General features: G+C 70.2%; 22 protein-coding genes. 18 read left to right on the top strand and 4 right to left on the bottom strand.

Features of this window, described 5'->3' with window-relative positions:
- The 12 genes from ABT304_RS18500 to ABT304_RS18445 form a co-directional block, all read left to right on the top strand.
- Window positions 1-1366, top strand: a 1366-nt coding sequence (locus tag ABT304_RS18500) for a CaiB/BaiF CoA transferase family protein (protein ID WP_350717353.1), incomplete at its 5' end; no start/stop codon positions are given.
- A gap of 83 nt (window positions 1367-1449) precedes the next feature.
- Complete coding sequence (locus ABT304_RS18495) at window positions 1450-2475, top strand: LacI family DNA-binding transcriptional regulator (protein ID WP_350717352.1); 1026 nt, start codon at window positions 1450-1452, stop codon at window positions 2473-2475.
- A gap of 195 nt (window positions 2476-2670) precedes the next feature.
- The gene (locus ABT304_RS18490; RefSeq protein ID WP_350717350.1) at window positions 2671-4005 is read left to right on the top strand and encodes an ABC transporter substrate-binding protein; all 1335 of its coding nucleotides are present in this window, start codon (window positions 2671-2673) and stop codon (window positions 4003-4005) included.
- A gap of 104 nt (window positions 4006-4109) precedes the next feature.
- Complete coding sequence (locus tag ABT304_RS18485; RefSeq protein ID WP_350717349.1) at window positions 4110-5081, top strand: carbohydrate ABC transporter permease; 972 nt, start codon at window positions 4110-4112, stop codon at window positions 5079-5081.
- Complete coding sequence (locus ABT304_RS18480) at window positions 5078-6025, top strand: carbohydrate ABC transporter permease (RefSeq protein ID WP_350717347.1); 948 nt, start codon at window positions 5078-5080, stop codon at window positions 6023-6025. The genes ABT304_RS18485 and ABT304_RS18480 overlap by 4 nt, the downstream gene beginning before the upstream one ends.
- Window positions 6025-7119, top strand: a complete 1095-nt coding sequence (locus ABT304_RS18475) for a Gfo/Idh/MocA family protein (RefSeq protein WP_350717345.1) — start codon at window positions 6025-6027, stop codon at window positions 7117-7119. Before ABT304_RS18480 ends, ABT304_RS18475 begins: the two co-directional genes overlap by 1 nt.
- A 26-nt stretch (window positions 7120-7145) precedes the next feature.
- The gene (locus ABT304_RS18470; RefSeq protein ID WP_350717343.1) at window positions 7146-8294 is read left to right on the top strand and encodes a CaiB/BaiF CoA transferase family protein; all 1149 of its coding nucleotides are present in this window, start codon (window positions 7146-7148) and stop codon (window positions 8292-8294) included.
- Complete coding sequence (locus ABT304_RS18465) at window positions 8291-9460, top strand: extracellular solute-binding protein (RefSeq protein ID WP_350717341.1); 1170 nt, start codon at window positions 8291-8293, stop codon at window positions 9458-9460. Before ABT304_RS18470 ends, ABT304_RS18465 begins: the two co-directional genes overlap by 4 nt.
- A complete protein-coding gene (locus tag ABT304_RS18460; protein ID WP_350717339.1) occupies window positions 9457-9930 on the top strand; it encodes a MaoC family dehydratase in 474 nt (157 codons plus the stop codon). Before ABT304_RS18465 ends, ABT304_RS18460 begins: the two co-directional genes overlap by 4 nt.
- Window positions 9927-11225 carry an L-fuconate dehydratase gene (locus ABT304_RS18455; protein ID WP_350717337.1) on the top strand — a complete coding sequence of 433 codons (1299 nt, stop codon included), beginning with the start codon at window positions 9927-9929 and terminating at the stop codon, window positions 11223-11225. The genes ABT304_RS18460 and ABT304_RS18455 overlap by 4 nt, the downstream gene beginning before the upstream one ends.
- Window positions 11222-12115 carry an amidohydrolase family protein gene (locus tag ABT304_RS18450; RefSeq protein ID WP_350717335.1) on the top strand — a complete coding sequence of 298 codons (894 nt, stop codon included), beginning with the start codon at window positions 11222-11224 and terminating at the stop codon, window positions 12113-12115. The genes ABT304_RS18455 and ABT304_RS18450 overlap by 4 nt, the downstream gene beginning before the upstream one ends.
- A 162-nt stretch (window positions 12116-12277) precedes the next feature.
- The gene (locus tag ABT304_RS18445; protein ID WP_350717334.1) at window positions 12278-14683 is read left to right on the top strand and encodes a glycoside hydrolase family 95 protein; all 2406 of its coding nucleotides are present in this window, start codon (window positions 12278-12280) and stop codon (window positions 14681-14683) included.
- Between the two features lie 50 nt (window positions 14684-14733).
- Here the strand turns inward: ABT304_RS18445 and ABT304_RS18440 are convergent, their stop codons facing one another.
- The 4 genes from ABT304_RS18440 to ABT304_RS18425 are packed head-to-tail and all read right to left on the bottom strand — an operon-like array spanning window position 14734 to window position 18047.
- Window positions 14734-15708: a 2-hydroxyacid dehydrogenase gene (locus tag ABT304_RS18440; RefSeq protein WP_350717332.1), complete on the bottom strand. Its 975-nt coding sequence runs from the start codon at window positions 15706-15708 to the stop codon at window positions 14734-14736.
- 2 nt (window positions 15709-15710) lie between these two features.
- Complete coding sequence (locus ABT304_RS18435; RefSeq protein WP_350717330.1) at window positions 15711-16406, bottom strand: FadR/GntR family transcriptional regulator; 696 nt, start codon at window positions 16404-16406, stop codon at window positions 15711-15713.
- Between the two features lie 16 nt (window positions 16407-16422).
- Window positions 16423-17190 carry an SDR family NAD(P)-dependent oxidoreductase gene (locus tag ABT304_RS18430; protein WP_350717328.1) on the bottom strand — a complete coding sequence of 256 codons (768 nt, stop codon included), beginning with the start codon at window positions 17188-17190 and terminating at the stop codon, window positions 16423-16425.
- Entirely contained in the window at window positions 17187-18047 is an 861-nt protein-coding gene (locus ABT304_RS18425) for a fumarylacetoacetate hydrolase family protein (RefSeq protein ID WP_350717326.1), read from the bottom strand. Before ABT304_RS18425 ends, ABT304_RS18430 begins: the two co-directional genes overlap by 4 nt.
- A 149-nt stretch (window positions 18048-18196) precedes the next feature.
- On the opposite strand from ABT304_RS18425, the gene ABT304_RS18420 reads away from it, so the two are divergent.
- Genes ABT304_RS18420 through ABT304_RS18395 form a run of 6 tightly spaced genes read left to right on the top strand, consistent with a single transcriptional unit; the run spans window position 18197 to window position 23121 of the window.
- Window positions 18197-19147 (top strand): aldo/keto reductase, encoded by a 951-nt coding sequence (locus ABT304_RS18420; RefSeq protein ID WP_350717324.1) that lies wholly within the window; start codon window positions 18197-18199, stop codon window positions 19145-19147.
- Window positions 19148-19152: 5 nt separating this feature from the next.
- Window positions 19153-19887 (top strand): (Fe-S)-binding protein, encoded by a 735-nt coding sequence (locus ABT304_RS18415; RefSeq protein WP_350717410.1) that lies wholly within the window; start codon window positions 19153-19155, stop codon window positions 19885-19887.
- Window positions 19884-21320, top strand: a complete 1437-nt coding sequence (locus tag ABT304_RS18410; protein ID WP_350717322.1) for a LutB/LldF family L-lactate oxidation iron-sulfur protein — start codon at window positions 19884-19886, stop codon at window positions 21318-21320. The genes ABT304_RS18415 and ABT304_RS18410 overlap by 4 nt, the downstream gene beginning before the upstream one ends.
- The gene (locus tag ABT304_RS18405; protein WP_350717320.1) at window positions 21307-21912 is read left to right on the top strand and encodes a LutC/YkgG family protein; all 606 of its coding nucleotides are present in this window, start codon (window positions 21307-21309) and stop codon (window positions 21910-21912) included. Before ABT304_RS18410 ends, ABT304_RS18405 begins: the two co-directional genes overlap by 14 nt.
- A 32-nt stretch (window positions 21913-21944) precedes the next feature.
- Window positions 21945-22268: an L-rhamnose mutarotase gene (locus ABT304_RS18400; RefSeq protein ID WP_160027504.1), complete on the top strand. Its 324-nt coding sequence runs from the start codon at window positions 21945-21947 to the stop codon at window positions 22266-22268.
- A gap of 1 nt (window position 22269) precedes the next feature.
- Window positions 22270-23121 carry an amidohydrolase family protein gene (locus tag ABT304_RS18395; protein ID WP_350717408.1) on the top strand — a complete coding sequence of 284 codons (852 nt, stop codon included), beginning with the start codon at window positions 22270-22272 and terminating at the stop codon, window positions 23119-23121.
- Window positions 23122-23183: the final 62 nt, after the last annotated feature.

Below are 23183 nucleotides of genomic sequence, written 5' to 3'. Positions count from 1 at the left end.
CGTACCTGACGTCTCGCCCGACGTACCTGACGTCTCGCCCGACGTACCTGACGTCTCGCCCGACGTACCTGACGTCTCGCCCGACGTACCTGACGTCTCGCCCGACGTACCTGACGTCTCGGCGCTGCTTGCTCTCGGCATCACCCGGGCCGTACCATTGCGCAAACGATTGATCGCGCGAGGGGGAGTGGCGATGCAACCGGAGGATCTGCCTCTCGCGGGGACCGTTGTCCTGGACTTCAGCCAGTTCCTGGCGGGTCCGGTCGCAGCGCTTCGGCTGGCCGACCTGGGGTCGCGGGTGATCAAGGTCGAGCGGCCGCACACCGGCGAGATCGGCCGTACGCTCGCGTTCGCAGGCCGCTCGGCGGCGGGGGACACACTCTCGTTCCACGCGATGAACCGCAACAAGGAGGCGGTCGTCGCCGACCTCAAGGACCCGGCGGACCTGGCTCGGGTGAAGGACCTCGTCGCTCGCGCCGACGTCATCATCGAGAACTTCCGTCCCGGGGTCATGGAGCGCATCGGCCTCGACTACGCGAGCGTGCGGGAGCTCAATCCGGGGCTCGTCTATGCGAGCGCCTCGGGCTACGGCGACACCGGACCCTGGGCGAGCCGACCCGGCCAGGATCTCCTGGCCCAGGCGGTGTCAGGGGCGACGTGGCTCGCCGGTGCGGATCGGCCCATGACGGTCGGGCTCTCCCTCGCGGACCACCTGATGAGCTGCCACCTCGCCGAAGGCGTGACCGCTCTGCTCGTACGCCGGGCCAGGACCGGCCGGGGCGGGCTCGTGGAGACCAGCCTGCTCGAGGGCATGCTCGACCTGCAGGCGACGCTCCTGACGCGACCCGAGGGTGAGGACCTGGCGGGCTCGCCTCGTCCGATGTCCGCCTGGACCCCCACCGGGATCTTCGCCACCAAGGACGGCTACGTCGCGCTGACAGGAGTGCCCCTCGACGAGCTCGCGACCACGCTGGGCGACGCCGAGCTGGCCCAGCTCGCGGCCACCGGGTCGTGGGAGAAGGACCCCGACCGGGTGAGCGACCTGATCGCCGCCGCCCTGAGCCGTGACACCACGGCCGCCTGGCTGGACGCGCTGCACGCACAGGATGGGAGCAGCGAGTGGTTCGCGCCGGTGCTCACCCTCGAGGAGCTGCTCGCCTCGCCGGAGTTCGCCGCGCTCGAGATGACCCAGCAGGTCGAGCGGTCGGCTCCGGAGCCGGGCGGCGCATCGGTGACGCTGACGACCACGCGGAGCCCCATCCGCATCGACGGCGAGATCCTCAGGCATCGACGGGGTGCGCCGCGGCTCGGAGAGCACGGGATCCTGCGTGACGGCGCCGACCCTCTCGAGGGTTGGCCCGCATGACCGATGTCAGTCAACCGGCTCCGGCCACGCCGGAGCCGCCGGGTGCCCAACCGTCGCAGCCGGGCAGAGCTAGGCTGCGGCCCATGGCCACCCTTGGCGATGTCGCAGCTCGCGCCGGTGTCTCGATCTCGGCCGTCTCGAGGGTGCTCAGCGACGCGCCCTCGGCCCGGGTGAGCGAGGCCACCCGCGAGCGGATCGTGCAGGCGGCCAAGGACCTGCACTACCGACCCAACTTCGCCGGGCGCGCCCTGAAGTCGGCGCGGACCCAGGTCGTAGGACTGGTCGTCCCCGACCTGACCAACGCCCTGTTCACCGAGCTCATGCACGGCGCCGAGGACGAGTCGGCCGCGCGGGGCTACACCCTGCTGCTCGGCCGCGCCGACGACGTACGTCCCGAAGGCGAGATGATCGCCCGGCTCATCGGCGAGGGACGCGTGGACGGCATGGTCATCCAGGTGGGCGACGGGGTCGCGCCGGCCGGGATGGGGGACCTGCTGGCCTCGGGCGCTCCGATCGTGCTGATCAACTCCACCTACCCCGGACACGTCGGTTCGGTCGCTCTCGACGACCGCACCGGTGCCCGGATCGCCACCCAGTACCTGATCGACCTCGGCCACGAGAGGATCGCCTTCGCCAACGGCCTTCCCCGCTCGTTCACCGCGAAGCGGCGGCGGGTGGGCTACAAGGAGGCCCTCGTCGAGGCCGGGCTGCCGGTACGCCAGGACTACGAGACGCGGGTCGGCTACACCGCCGACAACGGCCGCACCGCCCTGCGGCGACTGATGGAGCGGGAGCCGAGGCCCACGGGGATCGTCGTCGCCAACGTCAACGCCGCCATCGGTCTCCTCGCGGCCGCCCGAGCCGACGGGATCCGTGTCCCCGAGGACCTCTCCGTGGCCACCGTGCACGACTCCTGGACCGCTGAGAACACCTGGCCACCGCTGACCGCTGTCAAGATGCAGTTCTACGACATGGGCCGTGCAGCCGTACGCAGCGTCGTCCGCCGCATCGAGACCGGTGAGATGGCGGACGAGATGATCACTGACCCCGCCCCGGAGCTCATCGTGCGGGAGTCCACGGCGCCACCGCGCCGGCCGTCTGAGAACTGACGGACGAGCACCCCGCGGCTGCGCGGTGGGTCTCGCGCGCGCCCCGAATCGGCCCCGGCTGGGCCTCATGCGCGGCTGCCCTGAGGAAGATCTACTCAAACGATTGACCACTCCCGGTGATCTGCTCTAACGTTTGAGCAGTGGCCTGCGTCACATTGCATCCGCTCGGGACACATCGTCGAAGGAGCCATGTCCATGAAGCGAAACCCACTCGGTTCACGTCGCCGGCCGGCCCTGATGGCCGCCGCGACCCTGCTGGCAGCCTCGGTCCTGGGTGCCTGCGGCTCCGGCGGAGGAGATGATGCCGCGGGCGAGAAGACGGACTCCGGTGGCGCGATCACCGTCTGGGTCGACCCGCCGCGAGTGCCCGCCGCGAACGCCTTCAAGAAGGCGTACCCGGACATCGACATCAAGATCAACCAGATCGACGGGACCGTCGGTGGCAAGTCTCTTCAGCAGCAGTTCGCCCAGTTCAACGAGGCCGGGCAGGGTTGGCCGGACGCCATCTTCTTCCCCTCCAACGACGACATCGCCTGGGCCTCCGGCGCGCAGATCGACTACACGCTCGACCTGACCGACCACCTGCCCGACGTGCTCGACGGCTACGAGGGTTCGATCAACGCCGCGTGCGAGATCGACGGTCAGGTCCGGTGCCTGCGCAACGACGCGGCCCCTGACGTGTTCTGGTACAACAAGGCCTTCTTCGACGCCAACGGCTACGAGGCGCCGACGACCTGGGAGGAGTACGGCGACCTGGCCGTCCAGATCGCCAAGGAGCACCCGGGCAAGATCAGCGGCTTCACCGGCGACGCGTACGCCCCGGACCGCTATCTGTGGGGCTCGGGCTGTCCCACCAACGACCGACAGTCCGAGACCGTCGTCCACATCGACACCTCCGACGCCAAGTGCACGCGAGCGGTGGACCTGATCGGCACGATGCTGGAGGGCAAGGCACTCTCGACCGTCGGCATCTTCGACCCGGACGCGGCCAAGGTCGGCAAGGACCTGGTCATGAGCCCCGGTGCTGCGTGGTGGGGCGACTACCTCTTCAACCAGACCTGGAAGATCCCGGCCGGTCAGATGACCGCCGTGGAGCCCCTCGCATGGGACGGTGAGAGCGAGCCCTCCACCGGTAACGAGGGCGGCGGCCTCTGGGGCGTCTCGAACCACATCACGGGCAAGCAGCTCGAGAACACGCTGACCTTCGCCGAGTTCGTCGCCACCGACCCGAGGTGGCAGGTCGAGCTCTCCACCGGTCTCCCGGCGTACGGTCCCGTGCAGGACGCGTGGGCGGAGAAGCAGGCCAAGGCCAACTACTTCGCGGACAACGAGACCACCTTCGAGGCGATGAAGAAGGCCAACGACTACGTCGTCGACGGCCACGCCTACATGCTCTACAACACCGGAGCGGTGTGGACCGAGACCGTGGCCGCCGCCCTCGCCTCAGGAGGCGACGTCGACCAGGCCTGGACGTCCTTCGGGGACGAGCTGGTCAGCCAGGCGAAGGCGATGGGCTACACGGTCGAGTAGCCCGGCCGCTCACCAGCTCCTTCGGCCCGGAACGCCCGGGCCGCAGGGTGCCATCCCAGTCACATCGGGGCCTCACGGTGGCCCGGACACATCGGAGGAGCAACATGTCGACCGCCTTGATGGAGGACGTCGCCACCTCGCCGCCCGACGCAGGCCAGAGGCGCCGTCCCCGGCGACGAGTCGCGCGGCCCAGCGAGACGCGTGGCGCCTGGGTGCTGATGGCGCCCTACCTCGTCCTGCTGATGATCGCGGGCATCATCCCGGTCGCGTACGCGATCAAGACATCTCTGGAGAAGGCGCCGACGCCGCTGGACCCCACCGGCGGTTTCGGGGGCGTAGACAGCTTCAGGACCGTCGTCACCGACTACCGGTTCGTCGACACGTTCGTCAACATCTTCGCGACACTGGTGGTCTGGCTCCCGATCATGACGATCGGCATCGTCGGGCTGGCTCTGCTGGTCCACGCCAGCCCCGGATGGTTCGGGTCGTCGATGCGGTTCGTCTACTACATCCCCGGCGCCCTGGCAGGCGTCGCCAACCTCGTGCTCTGGGTCTATCTGCTCAACCCGAGCCAGTCCCCGATCGAGGGGTTCTGGCAGGCGCTGGGCATCGACACCATCAAGCAGGCGGTCGCCGGACCCGGGAACCTGCCGTTCATCCTGGCCGCGATGATGTTCTTCCAGGGCGTCGGTCAGTGGGTCATCGTGGTCAACGGCGGCCTCAACGGGATCTCGGAGGAGACGCTGGAGGCGGCGCGGCTGGACGGTGCCAACGAGTGGCAGCTGGCCTGGCACGTGAAGCTGCCGATCATCCGGCCGTGGATCGGGTACGCGGTGCTGATGAACCTCGCCTACGGGTTCCAGCTGTTCCTCGAGCCGCAGCTGCTCGACCAGGTCGCCAGCAACGCCCTCGAGGACCAGTGGACGCCGACCCAGCTGGGCTACGCGTTCGCCTTCAGCAACTACAACTTCCCCGCGGCGGCCGCGATGTCGCTGATCCTGCTCGTGATCACGCTGGGCATCGGCCTGCTGGTCGTCTTCCGGACCGGCCTGTTCGGTGAGGAGGAGCAGCGATGAGTCAGATCACCGCAGACGTACGTCCGAAGGCCCGGCCTCGGCGGGCCATGTTCGACTGGAGCATCGGCAAGACCGCGCGCGTCGTCACGATGCTGTTCGTGGCGTGCCTGTTCGTCCTGCCGATCACCGGCTTCATCGCGATGGCGTTCCGGTCCAACGAGGGTGTCGCCTCCGGCGCCGGCGGGCCCTTCGGGTTCGGCGACATGTCGTGGGACAACGCGCAGTACAGCTGGTCGCAGGTCAACGGGTTCGGACCCGGCGGCGGGCTGTACACCAGGTGGTTGCTGAACACGCTGGCCGTCGCCGGCGGGGGTGCGCTGCTGGCGGTCTTCGCCGCACTGCCGGCCGGCTACGCGATGGCCCGGCTCCGGTTCCGCGCCCGACGTCCCATCCTGCTGATCACGCTGGTGACGATGGTGATGCCGAACACCGTGCTGGTCATCCCCATCTTCCTCGAGGTGAACGCCATCGGCGCGGTGGGCCAGCTGTGGCCGGTGGGGCTGATCATGGGCTTCTTCCCGTTCGGGGTCTACCTGGCCTACATCCACTTCATGACCACCATGCCTCAAGAGCTCGTCGAGGCAGCCCGGATCGACGGTCTTGGCGAGGTGTCGATCTTCTGGCGGGTGGGGCTCCCGATCTCGCGTCAGGCCGCCGTCCTGGTCGGCTTCTTCGCCTTCGTCGCCAACTGGATCAACTTCTTCCTGCCGCTGGCGCTGCTCTCCTCCAACCAGAACAACCAGACCCTCCCCGTCGGGCTGCAGCAGCTCATCGGCGCCAGCCCGCTGTTCAATCCGACCGTCGCCGCCGGGCTGGACGTGAAGCTCTACATGCCGCAGCTGGCGCTGGCGACCTTCATCTCGATGCTGCCGCTGCTGATCGTCTTCCTCGGCGCGCAGAAGTTCCTGATGCGGGGCGAGACGATGGGGGCGGTGAAGGGCTGATGGCCCCGCATCCGCCACCGGAGCGCGACCCGCACCCCGGCTACTCGGCCGAGATGCCGAAGTCCCCGCGGCCGATCGTGCTCGTGGGCGCCGGCGGGATCGTCCGTGACGCCCACCTGCCGGCGTACGCGAAGGCGGGGTTCGAGGTCGCCAGCATCACCGACCTCGTCCCCGAGCGAGCGCGCGACCTCGCCGAGCAATACGGCATCCGCACCGTGTGCGCGGACGTCGCGGACGCGGTCCGGTCGGCTCCGGCCGACGCGGTCTACGACGTCGCCCTTCCGCCCGAGGCGCACGTCGAGGTCCTCGAGCAGCTGCCCGACGGCGCTGCGGTCCTGCTGCAGAAGCCCTTGGGGAACCACCTGGCCGAGGGGATCCGCACCCGTGAGGTGTGCCGGCGCAAGGGGCTGGTGGCTGCGGTCAACACGCAGCTCCGGTTCGCGCCGTACGTCGTGGCTGCCCGCGAGCTCATCGCTGCCGGCACGATCGGGGAGCTCTACGACCTCGAGGTCCGGGTCTCGGTGCGGACCCCGTGGGAGATGTTCCCGTACGTGCTCGATCTGGACCGGCTCGAGATCAACATGCACAGCGTCCACTACCTGGATCTGGTCCGTTCCTTCCTGGGGGACCCGACCGGGGTCCACGCCGTCACCGTGCGTCATCCCGAGAAGGCCCACGCCAACAGCCGCTCCGACATCGCGCTGAGCTACGGGGACCGACCGATCCGGGTCGTCGTCTCCACCAACCACGACCACCACTACGGACCCCGGCACGAGGAGTCCTTCGTGAAGTGGGAGGGCACCCGCGGCGCCATCCGGGCACAGCTCGGCCTGCTGCTGGACTACCCCCCGCGGCGGGGAGGACTCGCTCGAGCTCGTCACCGACGACCGGCTCGACGACGGCTGGCGGCCGGTGCCGTTCGAGGGGTCCTGGTTCCCCGACGCGTTCATCGGCTCGATGGCCGTGGTCCAGCGTTTTCTCGAGGGATCGATCCCGTCCCTGCCCACCGGGGTCGAGGACGTCTTCCGCACCATGGCGGTCGTCGAGGCGGCGTACACGGATGCGGCCCGCGGGGGAGAGCGGCCGCCATATGACCGGTAACCAGCCGAAAGGAACGTCGATGAGCGACGCTCAACCCTCCGACCTGCCCCTGGAGGGCGTCACGGTCCTGGACTTCAGCCAGTTCCTGGCCGGTCCCGTGGCGGCGCTGAGGCTCGCCGACCTCGGCGCCCGGGTCATCAAGATCGAGCGACCCGCCGGGGGAGACGCGGGCCGCAGCCTGGCCTTCGCCGGACGGACGGTGAACGGCGACAGCCTCTCCTTCCACGCCATGAACCGGAACAAGGAGAGCGTCGCAGCCGATCTGAAGGATCCCGCCGACCTCGAGCGCGTACGCGCACTGGTCGTGGGTGCCGACGTGATCGTCCAGAACTTCCGGCCCGGGGTGATGGAGCGGATCGGTCTCGACTACGACTCCGTCCGCGCGCTCAACCCGAGCATCGTCTACGGCAGCGTCACCGGGTACGGCGGCGTCGGTCCGTTCCAGGACCGCCCGGGCCAGGACCTGCTCGCCCAGGCCATCGCCGGGCTGCCCTGGCTCAACGGGTCGGCCGACGACCCACCGGTCCCCGTCGGGCTGGCGGTGGCCGACCACCTCGCCAGCTGTCACCTGGCCCAGGGCATCACCGCCCTGCTGGTCCGGCGGTTCCGGACCGGGAAGGGCGGGCTCACGGAGACGAGCCTGATGGAGTCCCTGCTGGACCTGGAGTTCGAGCTGCTGACCACCCGGCTCAACGATCCGTCGGTCGAGGTACGCCGCAAGGGACCCCGGTCGGCCCACGCCTTCCTCTCGGCTCCCTACGGCATCTACCCGACGAGCGACGGCTACCTGGCGATCGCGATGAACCCCGTGCCCACCATCGGACGGCTGCTCGGGCTTCCCGAGCTGGAGGCGATGACCGACCCGCAGACCTGGTGGGACCGGCAGTCGGAGATCGAGGAGGCGATCGGCGACCGCCTCCGGAGCGACACGCGGGACGCCTGGCTGGCCGTGCTGGACGCCGAGGACGTGTGGTGTGCCCCCGTGCTCACGCTCTCCGAGCTCGTGGAGCACAAGGGCTTCGAGGCCATCGCGATGACCCAGCAGATCCGTCGTGACGGCCTCACCCTGACGACCACTCGCAGCCCGATCCGCATCGACGGCGAGCGGTTGACCAATCCGCGCCCGGCGCCACGCCTGGGCGAGCACGACCTCGAGGGAGACCGATGACCGTCCTGCACGGGATGACCTGGGAGCACCCGCGTGGCTACGACTGCCAGGTCGCGGCTTCCCAGGAGTACGCGCGCCGGACCGGTGTCGAGGTGCGCTGGGCGTACCGCTCCCTGCAGGCGTTCGCCGACGCGCCGCTGGCTGAGCTGGCCGAGCGCTTCGACCTCCTGGTCATCGACCACCCGCACGTGCCCCTGGCCGTCGCGGAAGGGGTGCTGGCGCCCCTGGACGGCGCCGGGCACGACGACGAGCTGGCCGCCCTGGCCGCCGATGCCGTGGGCAGCAGCCACGCGTCGTACCGCCACGGTGGGCGCCAGTACGGCCTGGCCACCGACGCCGCGGCCCAGGTCGCCGCGTACCGCCCGGACCGCCTGCCGGCCGCGCCGCGCACGTGGGAGGAGGTGCTCGACCTGGCCGCCGAGGGCAGGGTGCTCTGGCCGTGCAAGCCCATCGACGCCTACTCGACGCTGTGCACCCTGGCAGCCAACCGAGGGACGCCGGTCAACGGCGAGCCCGGGACCTTCCTGCCCGAGGAGGACGCGCTGAGCGTGCTCGACCTCATGCATCGGCTCTGCGAGCAGGTGCCGTCGTGGTGCCTGGACGAGAACCCGATCGAGGTCGCCGAGGCGCTGTCCACCGACGCCACCGAGCCGTGGGCGTACGCGCCGTTGCTCTACGGCTACAGCAACTACTCCCGGGCGGGGTTCCGGCCACATCGCCTCAGGTACGTCGACATGCCCTCCGGCCCCCGAGGGGTGGCCGGTTCGCAGCTCGGCGGTGCCGGTGTGGCCGTCTCGGCCCGGTCGCGAGAGCTGGACGCAGCCCGGGCGTACGCACTGTGGGTGGCCTCGCCGGAGATCCAGTCGGGCATCTACTACGACGCGGGCGGCCAGCCCGGCTACGCGTCCTCGTGGGACGATGACCGGCTCAACGAAGACTCCTGGGACTTCTTCCGGGGCACCCGGGCGACTCTCGAGGGCGCGTGGGTGCGGCCGCGTACCGCCGGCTATCTGGAGTTCCAGGACACCGTCTCCCCGTGGGTGACGGAGGCGCTGGCTGGCCGGATGACCGACGCCGAGCTGGTCCGCCGAGCCGGCGAGCTCGCCGAGCGCCTGCTCGGCGTGGGATCCGACGCCTACGGCGTCGAGGAAGGAGCGTCCCGGTGAGAGTCGAGGAACGCTGGTTCGAGGACTACGCGGTCGGGGAGTCCCGGACCACCCTGGGGCGCACCATCACCGAGGCCGACATCGTCCTGCACGCCGGTCAGACGGGCGACTTCTTCCCGCACCACATGGATGCGGAGTGGATGGCCACCCAGCCGGCCGGGCAGCGGATCGCCCACGGGACGCTGATCCTCGCGGTGGCGGTCGGGATGACCGCCACCGACATCAACCCACGGTCCATGTCCTACGGCTACGACCGGATCCGGTTCATCGGCCCGGTGTTCATCGGCGACACCATCACCGTGACCGCCGAGATCACCGAGATGTCGGAGCACAGGAAGAAGCCGGAGGAGCTCGGGTACGTCCACGAGCTCGTCACGGTGACCAACCAGCGTGGCGAGACGGTGCTGGTCCTGACCCACCTCTACCTCGTGAACAAGCGCCACCCATCCCCACAGGAGGATCCCTCGTGACCCGTATCACCGCCGTCGATGTCACCGATGTCCGCTTCCCGACCTCTGTGTCGATGGACGGATCCGACGCCATGAACAAGGACGGTGACTACTCGGCCACGTACGTCGTGGTGAGCACCGACGACCCGGAGCTCTCCGGTTTCGGGTTCACCTTCACCATCGGACGCGGCAACGACATCTGCACCCTGGCGGCGCAGCGCCGCGGTGAGCCGCTGGTCGGGCGCGAGGTGAGCGACGTGGTGCGTGACCTGGGTGGGGTCTACCGGGATCTCGCCTCGGACTCCCAGCTCCGCTGGCTGGGCCCCGACAAGGGGGTCGAGCACCTGGCCCTCGCCGCCGTGATGAACGCGGTCTGGGATCTGGCCGCCCGGGAAGCCGGCAAGCCCCTGTGGCGGCTGCTGGCCGACATGACCCCCGAGGAGCTCGTCGACGTCGCGGATCTGACGTACCTCAGCGATGCCCTCACCCGGGACGAGGCCCTGGACATCCTCCGCGCCGGCGTTCCCCACCGTGAGGAGCGGATCCGGCACCTGGAGGAGACCGGCTACCCCTGCTACACCACGTCGGCCGGCTGGCTGGGCTACTCGGACGACAAGCTGCGCAGGCTGGCCGCCGAAGCGGTCGACTCCGGCTACACGCACATCAAGCTGAAGGTCGGCGCGAACCTGGAGGACGACATCCGGCGCTGCGAGATCGCCCGGGAGGTGATCGGCTGGGACGCGAAGCTGATGATCGACGCCAACCAGGTCTGGGACGTGCCGCAGGCCATCGAGTGGGTCAACGCGCTGGCGCGCTTCGAGCCGTGGTGGATCGAGGAGCCGACCAGCCCTGACGACATCCTCGGCCACGCCGCGGTCCGCAAGGCGGTGGCGCCGATCGGGGTGGCCACCGGTGAGCACGGCATGAACCGGGTGCTCTTCAAGCAGATGTTCCAGGCGGAGGCCATCGACTTCTGCCAGCTCGACTCGGCGCGGCTCGCCAGCGTCAACGAGATCCTCTCCGTCTATCTGATGGCGAGGAAGTTCGACGTCCCGGTCTGTCCTCACGCCGGCGGCGTCGGCCTGTGCGAGCTCGTCCAGCACCTGTCCGTCTTCGACTACGTCGCGGTCTCGGGCACGCTCGAGGACCGGGTCACCGAGTTCGTGGACCATCTCCACGAGCACTTCACGGACCCGTGCATCGTCGAGAACGGCGCCTACCGGCTGCCGTCGAGGCCGGGCTACAGCGCGGAGATGCACCCCGAGTCGGTGGCGACGTACGCCTATCCGGACGGCAGCTACTGGGCGAACCGGTGACGCCGCAGATGATCATCGACAGCCATCAGCACGTCTGGGACCTCACCCGCTCGCCCTACCGGTGGCTGGGGCCCGACGTGCCGGAGTACAACCGCACGTTCACCTTCGACGAGGTCCGGCCGCAGCTGCGGGCACAGGGAGTGGACGCGACCGTGCTGGTCCAGTCCGACGACCACGACGGCGACACCGACCTGATGATCGAGGTCGCCGACCGACATCCCGAGGTGGTGGGGATCGTCGTCTACGTGCCGCTGGACCAGCCGGACCTGGCCGCCGAGCGGCTGGAGTCGCTGCGCGGAGACGAACGGGTCGTCGGCGTACGCAACCTGATCCACAACATCCCCGATCCCGACTGGATCCTCCGCCCGGACGTCGCCGAGGGGCTCGGGCTGCTGGAACGGCTCGGGCTCACCTACGACCACGTCTCGGTGCTGCCGCGCCACCTCGAGCACGTCGCGACGCTCTCCGAACGCCACCCGGACCTGCGGATCGTGATCGACCACCTCTCCAAACCCCCGATCGGCGATGCCGAGCGAGAGCCGTGGTGGAGCCTCATCGAGCGGGCGGCCGAGAACCCGAAAGTGTTCGCGAAGGTCTCCGGGCTGTACCCAGGGGCGGCCCCCGACAGCTGGACCGTGACCGGCATCCAGCCGTTCGTCGACCGGGCGGTCGAGGTGTTCGGCCCGAGCCGGCTGATGTACGGCGGGGACTGGCCGATCTCCACCGCGGCCGGTGGCTACGAGCAGGTCTTCGCCGGGCTCCGGGAGGCGTTGGCCGGCCTGTCGAGCGGCGAGCGCGAGGAGATCTACGCCGGCAGCGCGCGCCGCTTCTACGGGCTCGACGAGCAGCGACTGGCCGCCGCGGAGGCGTCCGCTCGAGAAGCGCGCTGATCCACAGAGATCAGATCATTTGCTCATCCTTCTCATCGCGCTTCGGCCTACATCGGCCATTTTCAGGCCAAATCTCGGCAAGCATCGACATGACGTGTGATGTCTATTACATTGAAACAACCGATGTTTGCCCCGCCTGGGGCGTGAGTCAGGAGGAAGCTGATGGTGGACTTCACGAGACGACGGGTGCTGCAGGCCGCCTCGGCGCTGGCGGGCGGTGCCCTGGTGCAGCCGGTCGTCACCGAGGCGGCCGCAGCCGCCGCCGATGAACCGGAGACCAACCCGCTGGAGCTCTGGTACCGCCAGCCGGCCGCGGAGTGGCTCCAGGCGCTGGCGATCGGCAACGGCCGGATGGGCGCGATGGTCTTCGGCGGTGTGGCCAGCGAGAAGCTGATGCTGAACGAGGACTCGGTGTGGGCCGGCCACCCGCACAGCTACGACCCGCCCCGCGGGGCGGAGGTGCTCCCCGAGATCCGCCGGATGATCTTCGAGGAGAACTGGGTCGGCGCCCAGCGCCTGGCCGATAAGGAGTTCATGGGGCGGCCAAGCGAGCAGGCCTTCTACCAGCCGGTGGGTGACCTGCTGCTCGAGTTCCTCGGCATCGACGGTGAGCCCGTGACGTACCGGCGCTCGCTCGATCTGCGGTCGGCGATCGCGATCTCCGAGTTCGAGGTCGGCGGCGTGCGCTACCGCCGGGAGTCGTTCGTCAGCCACGCGGACCAGGTGATGGTCGTCCACCTCACCGCGGACCAGGCCGAGAAGGTCTCGTTCAACGCCACCTTCGAGTCCCCGCAGCAGAGCGACGTACGTCCCCACGACGCGCGCACGCTCGCGCTGGAGGGCATCAGCGGCCCCACGGAGGGGATGGAGGGCGCGGTCCGTTTCGTCAGCCTCGTCCGTGCCGAGACCGAGGGCGGGACGGTCCTGTGCCAGGGGGACCACCTCCGGGTTCGCAATGCCACGTCGGTGACGCTGCTGGTCTCGATCGCGACCAGCTACCGCAACTATGCCGACGTGAACGCCGACCACATCGGCCGAGCGACGAAGCCGCTGGAGGCAGCGACCGGGCGCGGGTACGGGCAGCTGCGCTCGGCGCACGTGCGGGACTACCAGTCCCTCTTCGGCCGGGTCGACATCGACCTGGGCACCTCCGCCGCGATCGAGAAGCCGACCGACGAGCGGGTGGCCGCGTTCCGTGCCGGCGGCGATCCGCAGCTGGCGGCGCTGTGGTTCCAGTTCGGGCGCTACCTGCTGATCTCGTCGTCCCGGACCCCTGGGCAGCCGGCCAACCTGCAGGGCCTGTGGAACTACAAGATGCAGCCCGAGTGGCAGTCGAAGTACACCCTCAACATCAACGCGCAGATGAACTACTGGCCCGCCGGCCCGGCCAACCTCGCCGAGTGCTGGGACCCGATGTTCGCGATGACCGAGGAGCTCGCGGAGGTCGGGCGGAACACCGCCAAGAAGATGTGGGGTTCGGACAAGGGCTGGGTCGCCCACCACAACACCGACGGCTGGCGGGGAACCGCACCGGTCGACTTCGCCTACTACGGAGTCTGGCCGATGGGAGGCGCCTGGCTGTCGCTGCTGTTCTGGGAGCGCTACGAGTACACCGGCGACAAGGAGAACCTCGCCGAGCACTTCCCGACCCTGCGGGGAGCGGTCGAGTTCTTCCTCGAGACGATGGTGCGCGACGAGCAGTCCGGCTACATGGTCACCTGCCCGTCGCACTCGCCGGAGATCAAGCACCACGAGCAGGACGACGAGGGGGTCAGCATCTGCGCCGGCCCGACGATGGACTGTCAGATCCTGCGCGACCTGTTCACCGCGTTCGAGAAGGCCGCCGCCGCGCTCGGCAAGCACGACCCGCTCGTCGAGAAGGCCGTGGCGATGCGGGACCAGCTGCCGCCCAACCAGATCGGCTACCTGGGCCAGCTGCAGGAGTGGCTGATCGACTGGGAGGACGCCGCCCTCGAGCGGAGCCGTCACGTCTCCCACCTGTGGGGCGTCTTCCCCTCGGACCAGATCAGCCCGCTGCGTACGCCGGAGCTGGCAGACGCCGCCCGCAAGGCGCTCGAGCTGCGCGGCCCGGCGATCACCACGGGCTGGTCGCTGGCCTGGAAGATGAACATCCGCGCCCGCCTGCTGGAGCCCGAGAACGCCTACCTGCACGTCCAGCACATGCTGCACCCCTCCCGGACCGCACCGAACCTCTTCGACCTGCACCCGCCCTTCCAGATCGACGGGAACTTCGGCGGCGTCTCCGGGATCACGGAGATGATCATGCAGAGCCACTCCGGCGAGCTCTTCCTCCTCCCGGCGCTGCCGGCGGCATGGCCGGAGGGGAAGGTCCGCGGCCTGCGTGCCCGCGGTGGCTTCGAGGTCGACCTGAGGTGGGCAGACGGCAAGGTCGAGGTGGCGCGGATCCGGTCGCTGCTCGGCAACCGGCTCCGCCTGCGTACGCAGCAGCCGGTCCAGGTGACCGGGACGGATGTCTCCCGACCGGAGGAGAACATCGTCGAGTTCGCCACCCGGCGGGGCAGCACCTACACCGTGGTTCCGCGCTAGGACCAGACTCAGGCCGGCCGCGGGCTCACCCGCGGCCGGCCTGAGTCTGCCTACGGGTGGACCGGGGTCGGCGCGGGCTCGCCGGCGAGCACGGCGCGGGCGTTGTCGATCGCGAGCATCGCCATCCGGTCACGGGTGGCGCGCCCAGCGCTGCCGATGTGCGGCAGCAGGACGACGTTGGGCAGCGCCAACAGGTCCGGGTGGACGGCCGGCTCGTTCTCGAAGACGTCGAGCCCAGCCGCGCCGATCGTGCCGTCGGCGAGCGCGGCCGCCAGCGCGGCCTCGTCGACGATGGGGCCCCGGGCGGTGTTGACGAGGACCGACTCCGGTCCCATCAGGCGGAGCTCCTCGGCGCCGATGAGATGCCGGGTGTCCGGGGTCAGCGGGCAGTGCAGCGACACGACGTCCGAGGCGACCAGGAGGTCGGAGAGCGGCAGGGTCTCGATGCCGAGGCGTGCGGCCTCGTCGCCGGCGGAGCGGGACGGGGTCGCGATGATGCGCATGTCGAACGCGCTGGCGCGCCGAGCCATCGCCAGCCCGATCCGGCCCAGGCCGACGATGCCCAGGGTCGCCCCGCTGCTGACGTCGAGGCCCACGAAGAGGTCCGGCCGCCAGGACCAGGGCTCGCCGCTGCGTACGAACGCGTCGGCCTCCACCACCCGACGGGACGCGGCGAGCAGCAGCGCGAAGGCGAGGTCGGCGGTCGCCTCGTCGAGCACCCCCGGGGTGTTGGTCACGGTGATGCCGCGAGCGGCGCAGGCGGCGAGGTCGATGTTGTCGTAGCCGACCGCCATGTTGGCGACCACGCGCAGCGACGGGCCGGCCGCGTCGAGCAACTCGGCATCGACGCGGTCGGTCAGCAGGCACACCAGCGCGGCGGCCCCGTGTACGTCAGTGAGCAGCTCCGCGCGGGTCTGCCCGGCAGGATCCGCGGCGCAGGTCACCGGTCCCGGCAGCGCCTCCAGCGCCTGCCGGGCGCGGTCGCTGGGTCGGAAGGTGACGTGCAGCCGCCCCTGGTTCGGCATGCTCACTCCTCCTTCTCCCCGTCCTCGGCGAGGCTGCGGCGGATCCAGTTCTCGATGCCCGCGACGTGGGCCAGCGACAGCGCGGCGGCGATGCTCGGCTGTCGGTCCGCGATGGCCAGGGCGATGCCGCGGTGCTCACGCTGCGTCTGGTCGAAGGAGTCCTGCTGGGTCACGCCACGCCAGATCCGTGCTCGCTGGGTGCGGTTGGCGACGCCGTCGATGAACGAGCAGAGCACGGTGTTGCCGGAGGCCCGGGCGATCCGGTGGTGGAACTCCAGGTCGTTGGCCACGACCTCCTCCAACGACGTCTCGGGGCTGACCGAGTCCACCAGCGCGAGCAGGTCGGCGGACTCCTCCGATGACATCTGCATGGCCGCCTTCTCGGCGGCCAGCGGCTCCAGCGCCCGGCGTACCTCGAAGAGGTCGAGGACGCTGGAGTCCTGGTGGAAGTCGATGACGAAGCCCATCGTCTCCAGCAGGATCTCCGGCGTCAGGCTGGTGACGTAGGTGCCGTCGCCCTGGCGTACGTCGAGGATGCGCATCATCGAGAGCGCGCGCACCGCCTCGCGCAGGGAGCTGCGGGAGATGCCGAGCTGGACCGACAGGTCGGCCTCGCGGGGGAGACGGTCGCCGGGCTTCAGGCTGCCGTCGAGGATCATCTCCTTGATCTTCTCGATCGCCTCGTCGGTCAGCGCCATCGGGATCCTGGTCCTCTCACTCGGTCGGTCGCAACCGTAACGTTGCCATGCCGCCGTCGACAGCGAGGGCCACTCCGGCGGTCGAGCCCGACGAGGGGCTGGCCAGGTACGCGACCGCGAGGGCGACCTCGTCGGCGCTGACCAGCCGGCCGTGCGGCTGCCGCGCGTCCAGGGCGGCACGCTCGGCCTCGGGGTCGTCGGCCGAGTCGAGCAGGCGCTGAACCCAGGGGGTGGCGGCGGTCCCGGGGTTCACGCAGTTCACCCGGATGCCCTCCCGGAGGTGGTCGGCGGCCATGGCCTGCGTCAGGGACTGGACGGCACCCTTGCTAGCGGAGTAGACGGCTCGTTGCTGGATGCCCGTGGTCGCGGCCACCGAGGCCACGTTCACGATCGCCGCAGAAGGGGAGCGCCGAAGGTGCGGGAGCGCGGCGCGCGAGACTCGTACGGCACCGAGGACGTTGACGTCGAAGACCGCGTGCCACTGCTCGTCGGGGTTGTCCTCGACGGTGCCCTGGGCGCCGATGCCGGCATTGTTGACCACGATGTCGAGCCGGCCGAGGTCGGCGACCGTCTGCTCCACCGCGGCCCGGATGCTCGCGTCGTCGGTGACGTCGGCGCGGATGCCGAGGGCCTTGGGGTGGATGCCCTCGGGGTCGAGGTCGAGGGCTGCGACCTGGGCTCCCCGATCCAGCAGGACCTCGACGATGGCGGCGCCGATGCCGGAGGCGCCACCGGTGACGAGGGCGACGAGCCCGTCGAGCTCGCGCGTCTCCTGGCCGCTCATGACTGCGTCCCGAAGGCGACGTACTCCTGGCGCTGGCGGCCGAGTCCGTCGATCTCGATCTCGACGACGTCGCCGGGCTGGATGTAGGGGAAGCGGCCGGAGAGCGCGACGCCCTCCGGGGTGCCGGTCATGATCAGGTCGCCCGGGTCGAGGACCATGAACTGGCTGAGGTGGTGGATCACCGTCGCGACGTCGAAGATCTGGTCGGCGGTCACGGAGTCCTGGCGCGGCTCGCCGTTGACGAAGGAGCGCATGCCGAGCTTCTGGTGCTCGACCTCGTCGGGAGTCACGACCCAGGGTCCGATCGGGCTGAAGCCGGGGGCGATCTTGCCCTTGCTCCACTGGCCACCGGAGATCTCGAGCTGGAACTCGCGCTCGGAGAGGTCGTTGGCGACCAGGAAGCCCGCGACGTGCTCCAGGCTCTGATCGGGGGAGTCGAGGTAGGACGCGCGCTTTCCGATCACTACGCCGAGCTCCACCTCCCAGTCGGTCTTGGTGCTGTTGCGCGGGATGGTGACGGTGTCGTTCGGCCCGGCGATCGTGTTGGGAGCCTTGAAGAAGATGACCGGGACTGCGGGCGGCTCCGCGCCGGACTCGGCGGCGTGTGCGGCGTAGTTCATGCCGATGCAGACGATGGCGCCGGGCTGGGTGATGGGGGCGCCGATACGGAGCGCGTCGGCGTTCTCGATGAGCGGGAGCTCACCCGCGGCGAGGGCGGCAGCGGCACGGGCCGGCCCGTCGGAGGCCCAGAAGGCTCCGTCGATGTCGTCGGTGAGACCGGCCAGGCTGCGTACCTCGTCCTCGAGCACGAGGGCGGGGAGCTCCTCACCTGCGGGTCCCAGGCGGGCGAACTTCATGGTGTGGCCTCCAACGTTGATTAATCGGATCTATGGTGGTCTGAGAGCGCCGAATTGGGCACTCTATGCATATTGACAGCCCAAACATCAGATGTCTAGCCTCGATGTGGCGGTCGGACGACCGTGGAGTCAGAGGTTGAGGAGGGCGGATGGAGATCCCGCTGTTCGGACTCGGCTGTGCACCGATGGGCAACCTGTTCCGGCCGCGCACCGACGAGGACTGTCACGCCACGCTCGAGGCGGCCTGGCAAGCAGGCATACGTCACTTCGACACCGCGCCCCACTACGGGCTGGGACTGTCCGAGGAGAGGATCGGGCGGTTCCTGGCGACACGTACGCGGTCGGAGTTCGTCGTCTCGACCAAGGTGGGGAGGCTCGTACGGCCCAACTCCACCTGGGACGGGAAGTCCCAGGACGACATGGGCTTCGCGGTCCCGGCGAGCTCGCACCGGGTCCTGGACTACTCCGCCGACGGCGTACGCCGCAGCCTGGAGGAGTCGCTGACCCGGCTCGGCCTCGACCGGGTCGACATCCTCTACGTGCACGATCCCGAGTTCTCCGAGGACCCGGCGGCCGTCGAGACCGCGCTCGCCGGCCTGGCGAAGCTCCGCGAGGAGGGGATGGTCGACGCGATCGGGACCGGATCCCTGTCGGTTGAGGCGCTCACCGCGACCGTCGAGACCGGCCTCGCCGACGTCATCATGGTCGCCAATCGCTACACGCTCCTCGACCAGTCCGTCGCCGACGGCGTGCTCGAGGCGTGCGACCGGCATGGCACCAAGATCGTCGCGGCGGCCGTCTTCGCCAGCGGTCTCCTGGCCACCACCCCTCGCAGGGGCGCCATGTACAACTACGGCGAAGTGCCCGAGGACATCCTCGAACGCGCGCTGCGGATCGGCGAGGTGTGCGAGGCGCACGGGGTCGAGATCGCCACCGCCGCGCTGCACTACCCGCTGCAGGACCCGCGGGTCGTGTCGGTGGTGGCAGGCGCGGGGCGGCCCGAGCAGGTGAGGCAGAACCTCGAGCGTCTGGCAGAGACGGTCCCCGAGGCGCTGTGGGCCGATCTGGCCGACCAGGGGCTGGTGCCGCCGTGCGCGTAGCCCTCATGGTCACCTGCATCAACGATGCCCTGTTCCCCGACACCGGTCGTAACGTGGTCCGGCTCCTCCGCCGTCTCGGCGTCGAGGTGGACTTCCCCCAGGGCCAGACCTGCTGCGGCCAGCCGATGGTCAACACCGGCTACCTCGACGAGGCGGTGCCGGTGCTGCGCTCTTTCGTCCGGGCCTTCGAGGGGTACGACGCCGTGGTCACGCCGTCGGGCTCGTGCGCCGGTTCGGCCCGGCACCAGCACGACCTGGTGGCCCGCCGCAGCGGCGACGAGGGCCTGCGGGCGGCGGCCCACGAGACGTCCCAGCGGGTCTACGAGCTCAGCGAGTTCCTGGTGGACGTACTGGGCGTCGAGGACGTGGGTGCCTACTTCCCGCACCGGGTGACGTACCACCCGACCTGTCACTCGCTGCGGATGCTCGCGGTCGGCGACCGGCCACTGCGGCTGCTCCGGCACGTCCGAGGGATCGACCTGGTGGACCTGCCCGGCGCGACCGAGTGCTGCGGGTTCGGCGGCACCTTCGCGATGAAGAACTCCGACACGTCGGTGGCCATGGGCTCCGACAAGGCCTGGCACGTACGCGAGACCGGGGCCGAGGTGCTGGTGGCCGGCGACCGGTCCTGCCTGACCCATGTCGGAGGCCTGCTCTCCCGGCAACGCGCCGGCGTACGCGTCATGCATCTGGCCGACGTCCTCGCCCAGACCGAGCCTGCCGCGGTGGTCGCCTCATGACCGGCACGTTCGTCGGGATGCCGGTTTTCCCGAAGGCCGCGCGCGAGGCGGTCGGCGACTCCCAGCTGCGCCGCAACCTCGCGCACGCGACCGGCACCATCCGCGCCAAGCGCGCCGCCGTCGTCGGCGAGGTCGAGGAGTGGGAGGAGCTGCGCCTGGCCGGTGCGGCGATCAAGGAGAACGTGCTGCTGCACCTCGACGAGCATCTGGTACGTCTCGAGGAGTCGCTCACGAAGGCCGGCGCGACCGTCCACTGGGCGAGCGACGCCGCCGAGGCGTGCCGCATCGTCGGTGACATCGCCGCCGCGCACGACGCCACCGAGGTGGTGAAGGTGAAGTCGATGGCGACCCAGGAGATCGGTCTCAACGAGGCGCTGGCCGCGCGCGGCATCGACGCCTGGGAGACCGACCTCGCCGAGCTCATCGTGCAGCTGGGCGACGATCTGCCGAGCCACATCCTGGTGCCGGCGATCCACCGCAACCGGGCCGAGATCCGGGAGATTTTCGCCTCCGCGATGGGGGACGTCGGCCGTCCCGCTCCGGACGACCTCACCGACGAGCCCGCGCGGCTCGCGGAGGCCGCTCGCCTGCATCTGCGTGAGAAGTTCCTGCGCGCGAAGGTCGGTGTCTCGGGCGCCAACTTCGCGGTCGCCGAGACCGGGTCCCTCGTGGTGGTCGAGTCCGAGGGCAACGGCCGGATGTGCCTGACCCTGCCCGAGGTGCTCGTCTCGGTGGTCGGGATCGAGAAGACCGTGCCTACCTGGGACGACCTCGACGTCTTCCTCCAGCTTCTGCCGCGCTCGGCGACGGGGGAGCGGATGAACCCCTACACCTCAGTCTGGTCCGGCGTCACCCCGGACGACGGCCCGCAGGAGGTCCACGTCGTCCTGCTCGACAACGGCCGCACCCGCGCCCTGGCAGACGAGGTCGGTCGTCAGGCGCTGCGCTGCATCCGCTGCTCGGCCTGCCTCAACGTCTGCCCGGTCTACGAGCGCACCGGCGGTCATGCGTACGGCTCGGTCTACCCAGGCCCCATCGGCGCCATCCTCAACCCGCTGCTGAAGGGGGTCGGCCACGACGACCAGACCGACTCCCTGCCGTACGCCTCGACGCTGTGCGGCGCCTGTTTCGAGGCCTGCCCCGTGCGTATCGACATCCCTTCGGTGCTCGTCCAGCTGCGCTCGCAGGTCGTCGACGCCCACCGGGGTGGCGTACCCAAGCCCGAGGCGGTGGCGATGAAGGCCGCTGGGGCGACGCTCGCGTCCAGCCACCGGCTCGGACTCGCCGAGCGCCTCGTCGGCACCGGCGTCCGGCTTGCCCGCCGCGCCGGGGCGCGCCCCTGGACGCAGGCCCGCGACCTGCCGGACCCGCCCGTCGAGTCGTTCCGCGCCTGGTGGCGCCATACCGAAGGAGGTGCCGATGAGCACCCGTGAGGAGATCCTCGGCCGTGTCCGGCAGGCACTCGGCGAGGTGCCTCACCCGACCGCTGAGGTGCCGCGTGGCTACCGTGGTGGGGGTGACGACCTCGACCGGTCGACGGTGCTCGATCGCTTCGTGGAGCGCGTCGAGGACTACCGCGCCACCGTCACCCGGTGCCGTGCGGCAGAGGTCGCCGAGGTGCTGGCGCGGGCGGTCGCCGGCCGGAGCGTCGTCGTACCCCCGGGCCTGCCGTGGCCGGTCCCCGGATCCGTGGACGACACCGGGCAGTCGGCCGCCGAGCTCGACGCGATCGACGCGGTCGTGTCAGCAGCCGCGCTCGGCATCGCAGCCACCGGCACGGTGGTGCTCGACCACGGACCCGGCCAGGGACGTCGCGCGCTCACCCTCGTCCCGGACCTGCACGTGTGCGTGCTCGGGGCCGCCCACGTCGTGGCCGGTGTCCCGCAGGCCGTCGCCCGGCTCGACCCGGCGAGGCCGCAGACCTGGATCAGCGGCCCGTCGGCGACGAGCGACATCGAGCTCGACCGCGTCGAGGGCGTCCACGGCCCGCGCACCCTGCACGTCGTCCTCGTCGACGACCTCTGACCTGTTCGTTCCCCACCGAGAGGACCCCCACCATGACCCGACACGGCTCCGTGGTCCGGTTGCGCCCCGAGAAGGAGGCGGAGTACGTCGAGCTGCACGCCGCTGTGTGGCCCGAGGTGCTCGAGCGCCTGACCGCCAGCAACATCCGCAACTACTCCATCTTCCTGCGCGAGGGCTGGCTCTTCAGCTACTTCGAGTACGTCGGGACCGACTACGACGCCGACATGGCCGCGATCGCCGCTCACGACGTGACCCAGCGATGGTGGGAGGTCACCGCCCCGTGCCAGGAGCGGCTGCCCTCCGCCGCGGACGACGAGCAGTGGTCCCCGATGACCGAGGTCTTCCACCTTGACTGAGGTGATGGGCGGGGCTCGCCGCATCGACGCCCACCACCACGTGTGGGACCTCGAGGTCCGCGACCAGGAGTGGACGCGCGATCTCCCGGCCATCCGGCGCTCGTTCGCCTTCGACGACCTCCGGCCCCACCTGGACGACCACGAGATCGCCGGAACCGTCGTCGTCCAGACCGTCGCGGTCGCCGAGGAGACCCCCGAGCTGCTCGCGCTGGCGGCGGCCACGCCCGAGATCCTCGGGGTCGTCGGCTGGGTCGACCTCACCACCCCGGACGTCACCGACCGGCTCGCCCGGCTGCGCGAGGGGCCCGGAGGGGAGCTCCTGGTCGGCATCCGGCATCTGGTGCAGTCCGAGCCCGATCCCGGGTGGCTCCTCCGTGACGACGTGCTGCGGGGACTCACCGCCGTCGCCGAGGCCGGCCTCGTCTACGACCTGCTGGTGCGCCAGCCCCAGCTGCCGGCAGCCGTCGGCGCTGTCGAACAGGTGCCCGGCGGGCGCTGGGTGCTCGATCACGTCGGCAAGCCCGTGATCGACCCCGCCGCCTTCGACGAGTGGGCGGGACACGTCGCCGCGCTCGCCCGCCACGACACCGTGGCGTGCAAGCTGTCCGGGCTCGTCACCGAGCTCGCCCCGGACCAGCCGATCGATGCGGTGCTTCCCTGGGCCGCGTACGTCATCGATGTCTTCGGCGCCGAGCGCACCATGATCGGCTCGGACTGGCCGGTCTGCCTGCTGCGCTCCTCCTACGGCGAGGTGATCGACCTCGCCGACACCGTGCTCGCTGGGCTCGACGACACCGCCCGCGCCGACGTCCGGGGTGGCACGGCCGCTCGGGTCTACGGCCTCGTCTCCTGATCGGGGTCGCGCGCCCCGGAAACATTGGAAAACGCTTGCCCGCACCTCGTCTGTGATGTTAG

Origin of the sequence: Nocardioides sp. NPDC000445, assembly GCF_040300245.1 — a bacterium.
GTDB lineage: Bacteria > Actinomycetota > Actinomycetes > Propionibacteriales > Nocardioidaceae > Nocardioides.
Note: the sequence above shows the minus strand (reverse complement) of the source record. Positions and strands in the feature narration are given on the sequence as shown.

Excerpts from the sequence above, each read along its gene's own strand:
- ABT304_RS18410 (WP_350717322.1), top strand. The coding sequence starts at position 19,884 with ATGACCGGCACGTTCGTCGGGATGCCGGTTTTCCCGAAGGCCGCGCGC.
- ABT304_RS18490 (WP_350717350.1), top strand. The coding sequence starts at position 2,671 with ATGAAGCGAAACCCACTCGGTTCACGTCGCCGGCCGGCCCTGATGGCC.
- ABT304_RS18405 (WP_350717320.1), top strand. The coding sequence starts at position 21,307 with ATGAGCACCCGTGAGGAGATCCTCGGCCGTGTCCGGCAGGCACTCGGC.
- ABT304_RS18445 (WP_350717334.1), top strand. The coding sequence starts at position 12,278 with ATGGTGGACTTCACGAGACGACGGGTGCTGCAGGCCGCCTCGGCGCTG.
- ABT304_RS18415 (WP_350717410.1), top strand. The coding sequence starts at position 19,153 with ATGGTCACCTGCATCAACGATGCCCTGTTCCCCGACACCGGTCGTAAC.
- ABT304_RS18495 (WP_350717352.1), top strand. The coding sequence starts at position 1,450 with ATGGCCACCCTTGGCGATGTCGCAGCTCGCGCCGGTGTCTCGATCTCG.
- ABT304_RS18465 (WP_350717341.1), top strand. The coding sequence starts at position 8,291 with ATGACCGTCCTGCACGGGATGACCTGGGAGCACCCGCGTGGCTACGAC.
- ABT304_RS18400 (WP_160027504.1), top strand. The coding sequence starts at position 21,945 with ATGACCCGACACGGCTCCGTGGTCCGGTTGCGCCCCGAGAAGGAGGCG.
- ABT304_RS18430 (WP_350717328.1), bottom strand. The coding sequence starts at position 17,190 with ATGAGCGGCCAGGAGACGCGCGAGCTCGACGGGCTCGTCGCCCTCGTC.
- ABT304_RS18480 (WP_350717347.1), top strand. The coding sequence starts at position 5,078 with ATGAGTCAGATCACCGCAGACGTACGTCCGAAGGCCCGGCCTCGGCGG.
- ABT304_RS18420 (WP_350717324.1), top strand. The coding sequence starts at position 18,197 with ATGGAGATCCCGCTGTTCGGACTCGGCTGTGCACCGATGGGCAACCTG.
- ABT304_RS18425 (WP_350717326.1), bottom strand. The coding sequence starts at position 18,047 with ATGAAGTTCGCCCGCCTGGGACCCGCAGGTGAGGAGCTCCCCGCCCTC.
- ABT304_RS18470 (WP_350717343.1), top strand. The coding sequence starts at position 7,146 with ATGAGCGACGCTCAACCCTCCGACCTGCCCCTGGAGGGCGTCACGGTC.
- ABT304_RS18435 (WP_350717330.1), bottom strand. The coding sequence starts at position 16,406 with ATGGCGCTGACCGACGAGGCGATCGAGAAGATCAAGGAGATGATCCTC.
- ABT304_RS18485 (WP_350717349.1), top strand. The coding sequence starts at position 4,110 with ATGTCGACCGCCTTGATGGAGGACGTCGCCACCTCGCCGCCCGACGCA.
- ABT304_RS18440 (WP_350717332.1), bottom strand. The coding sequence starts at position 15,708 with ATGCCGAACCAGGGGCGGCTGCACGTCACCTTCCGACCCAGCGACCGC.
- ABT304_RS18475 (WP_350717345.1), top strand. The coding sequence starts at position 6,025 with ATGGCCCCGCATCCGCCACCGGAGCGCGACCCGCACCCCGGCTACTCG.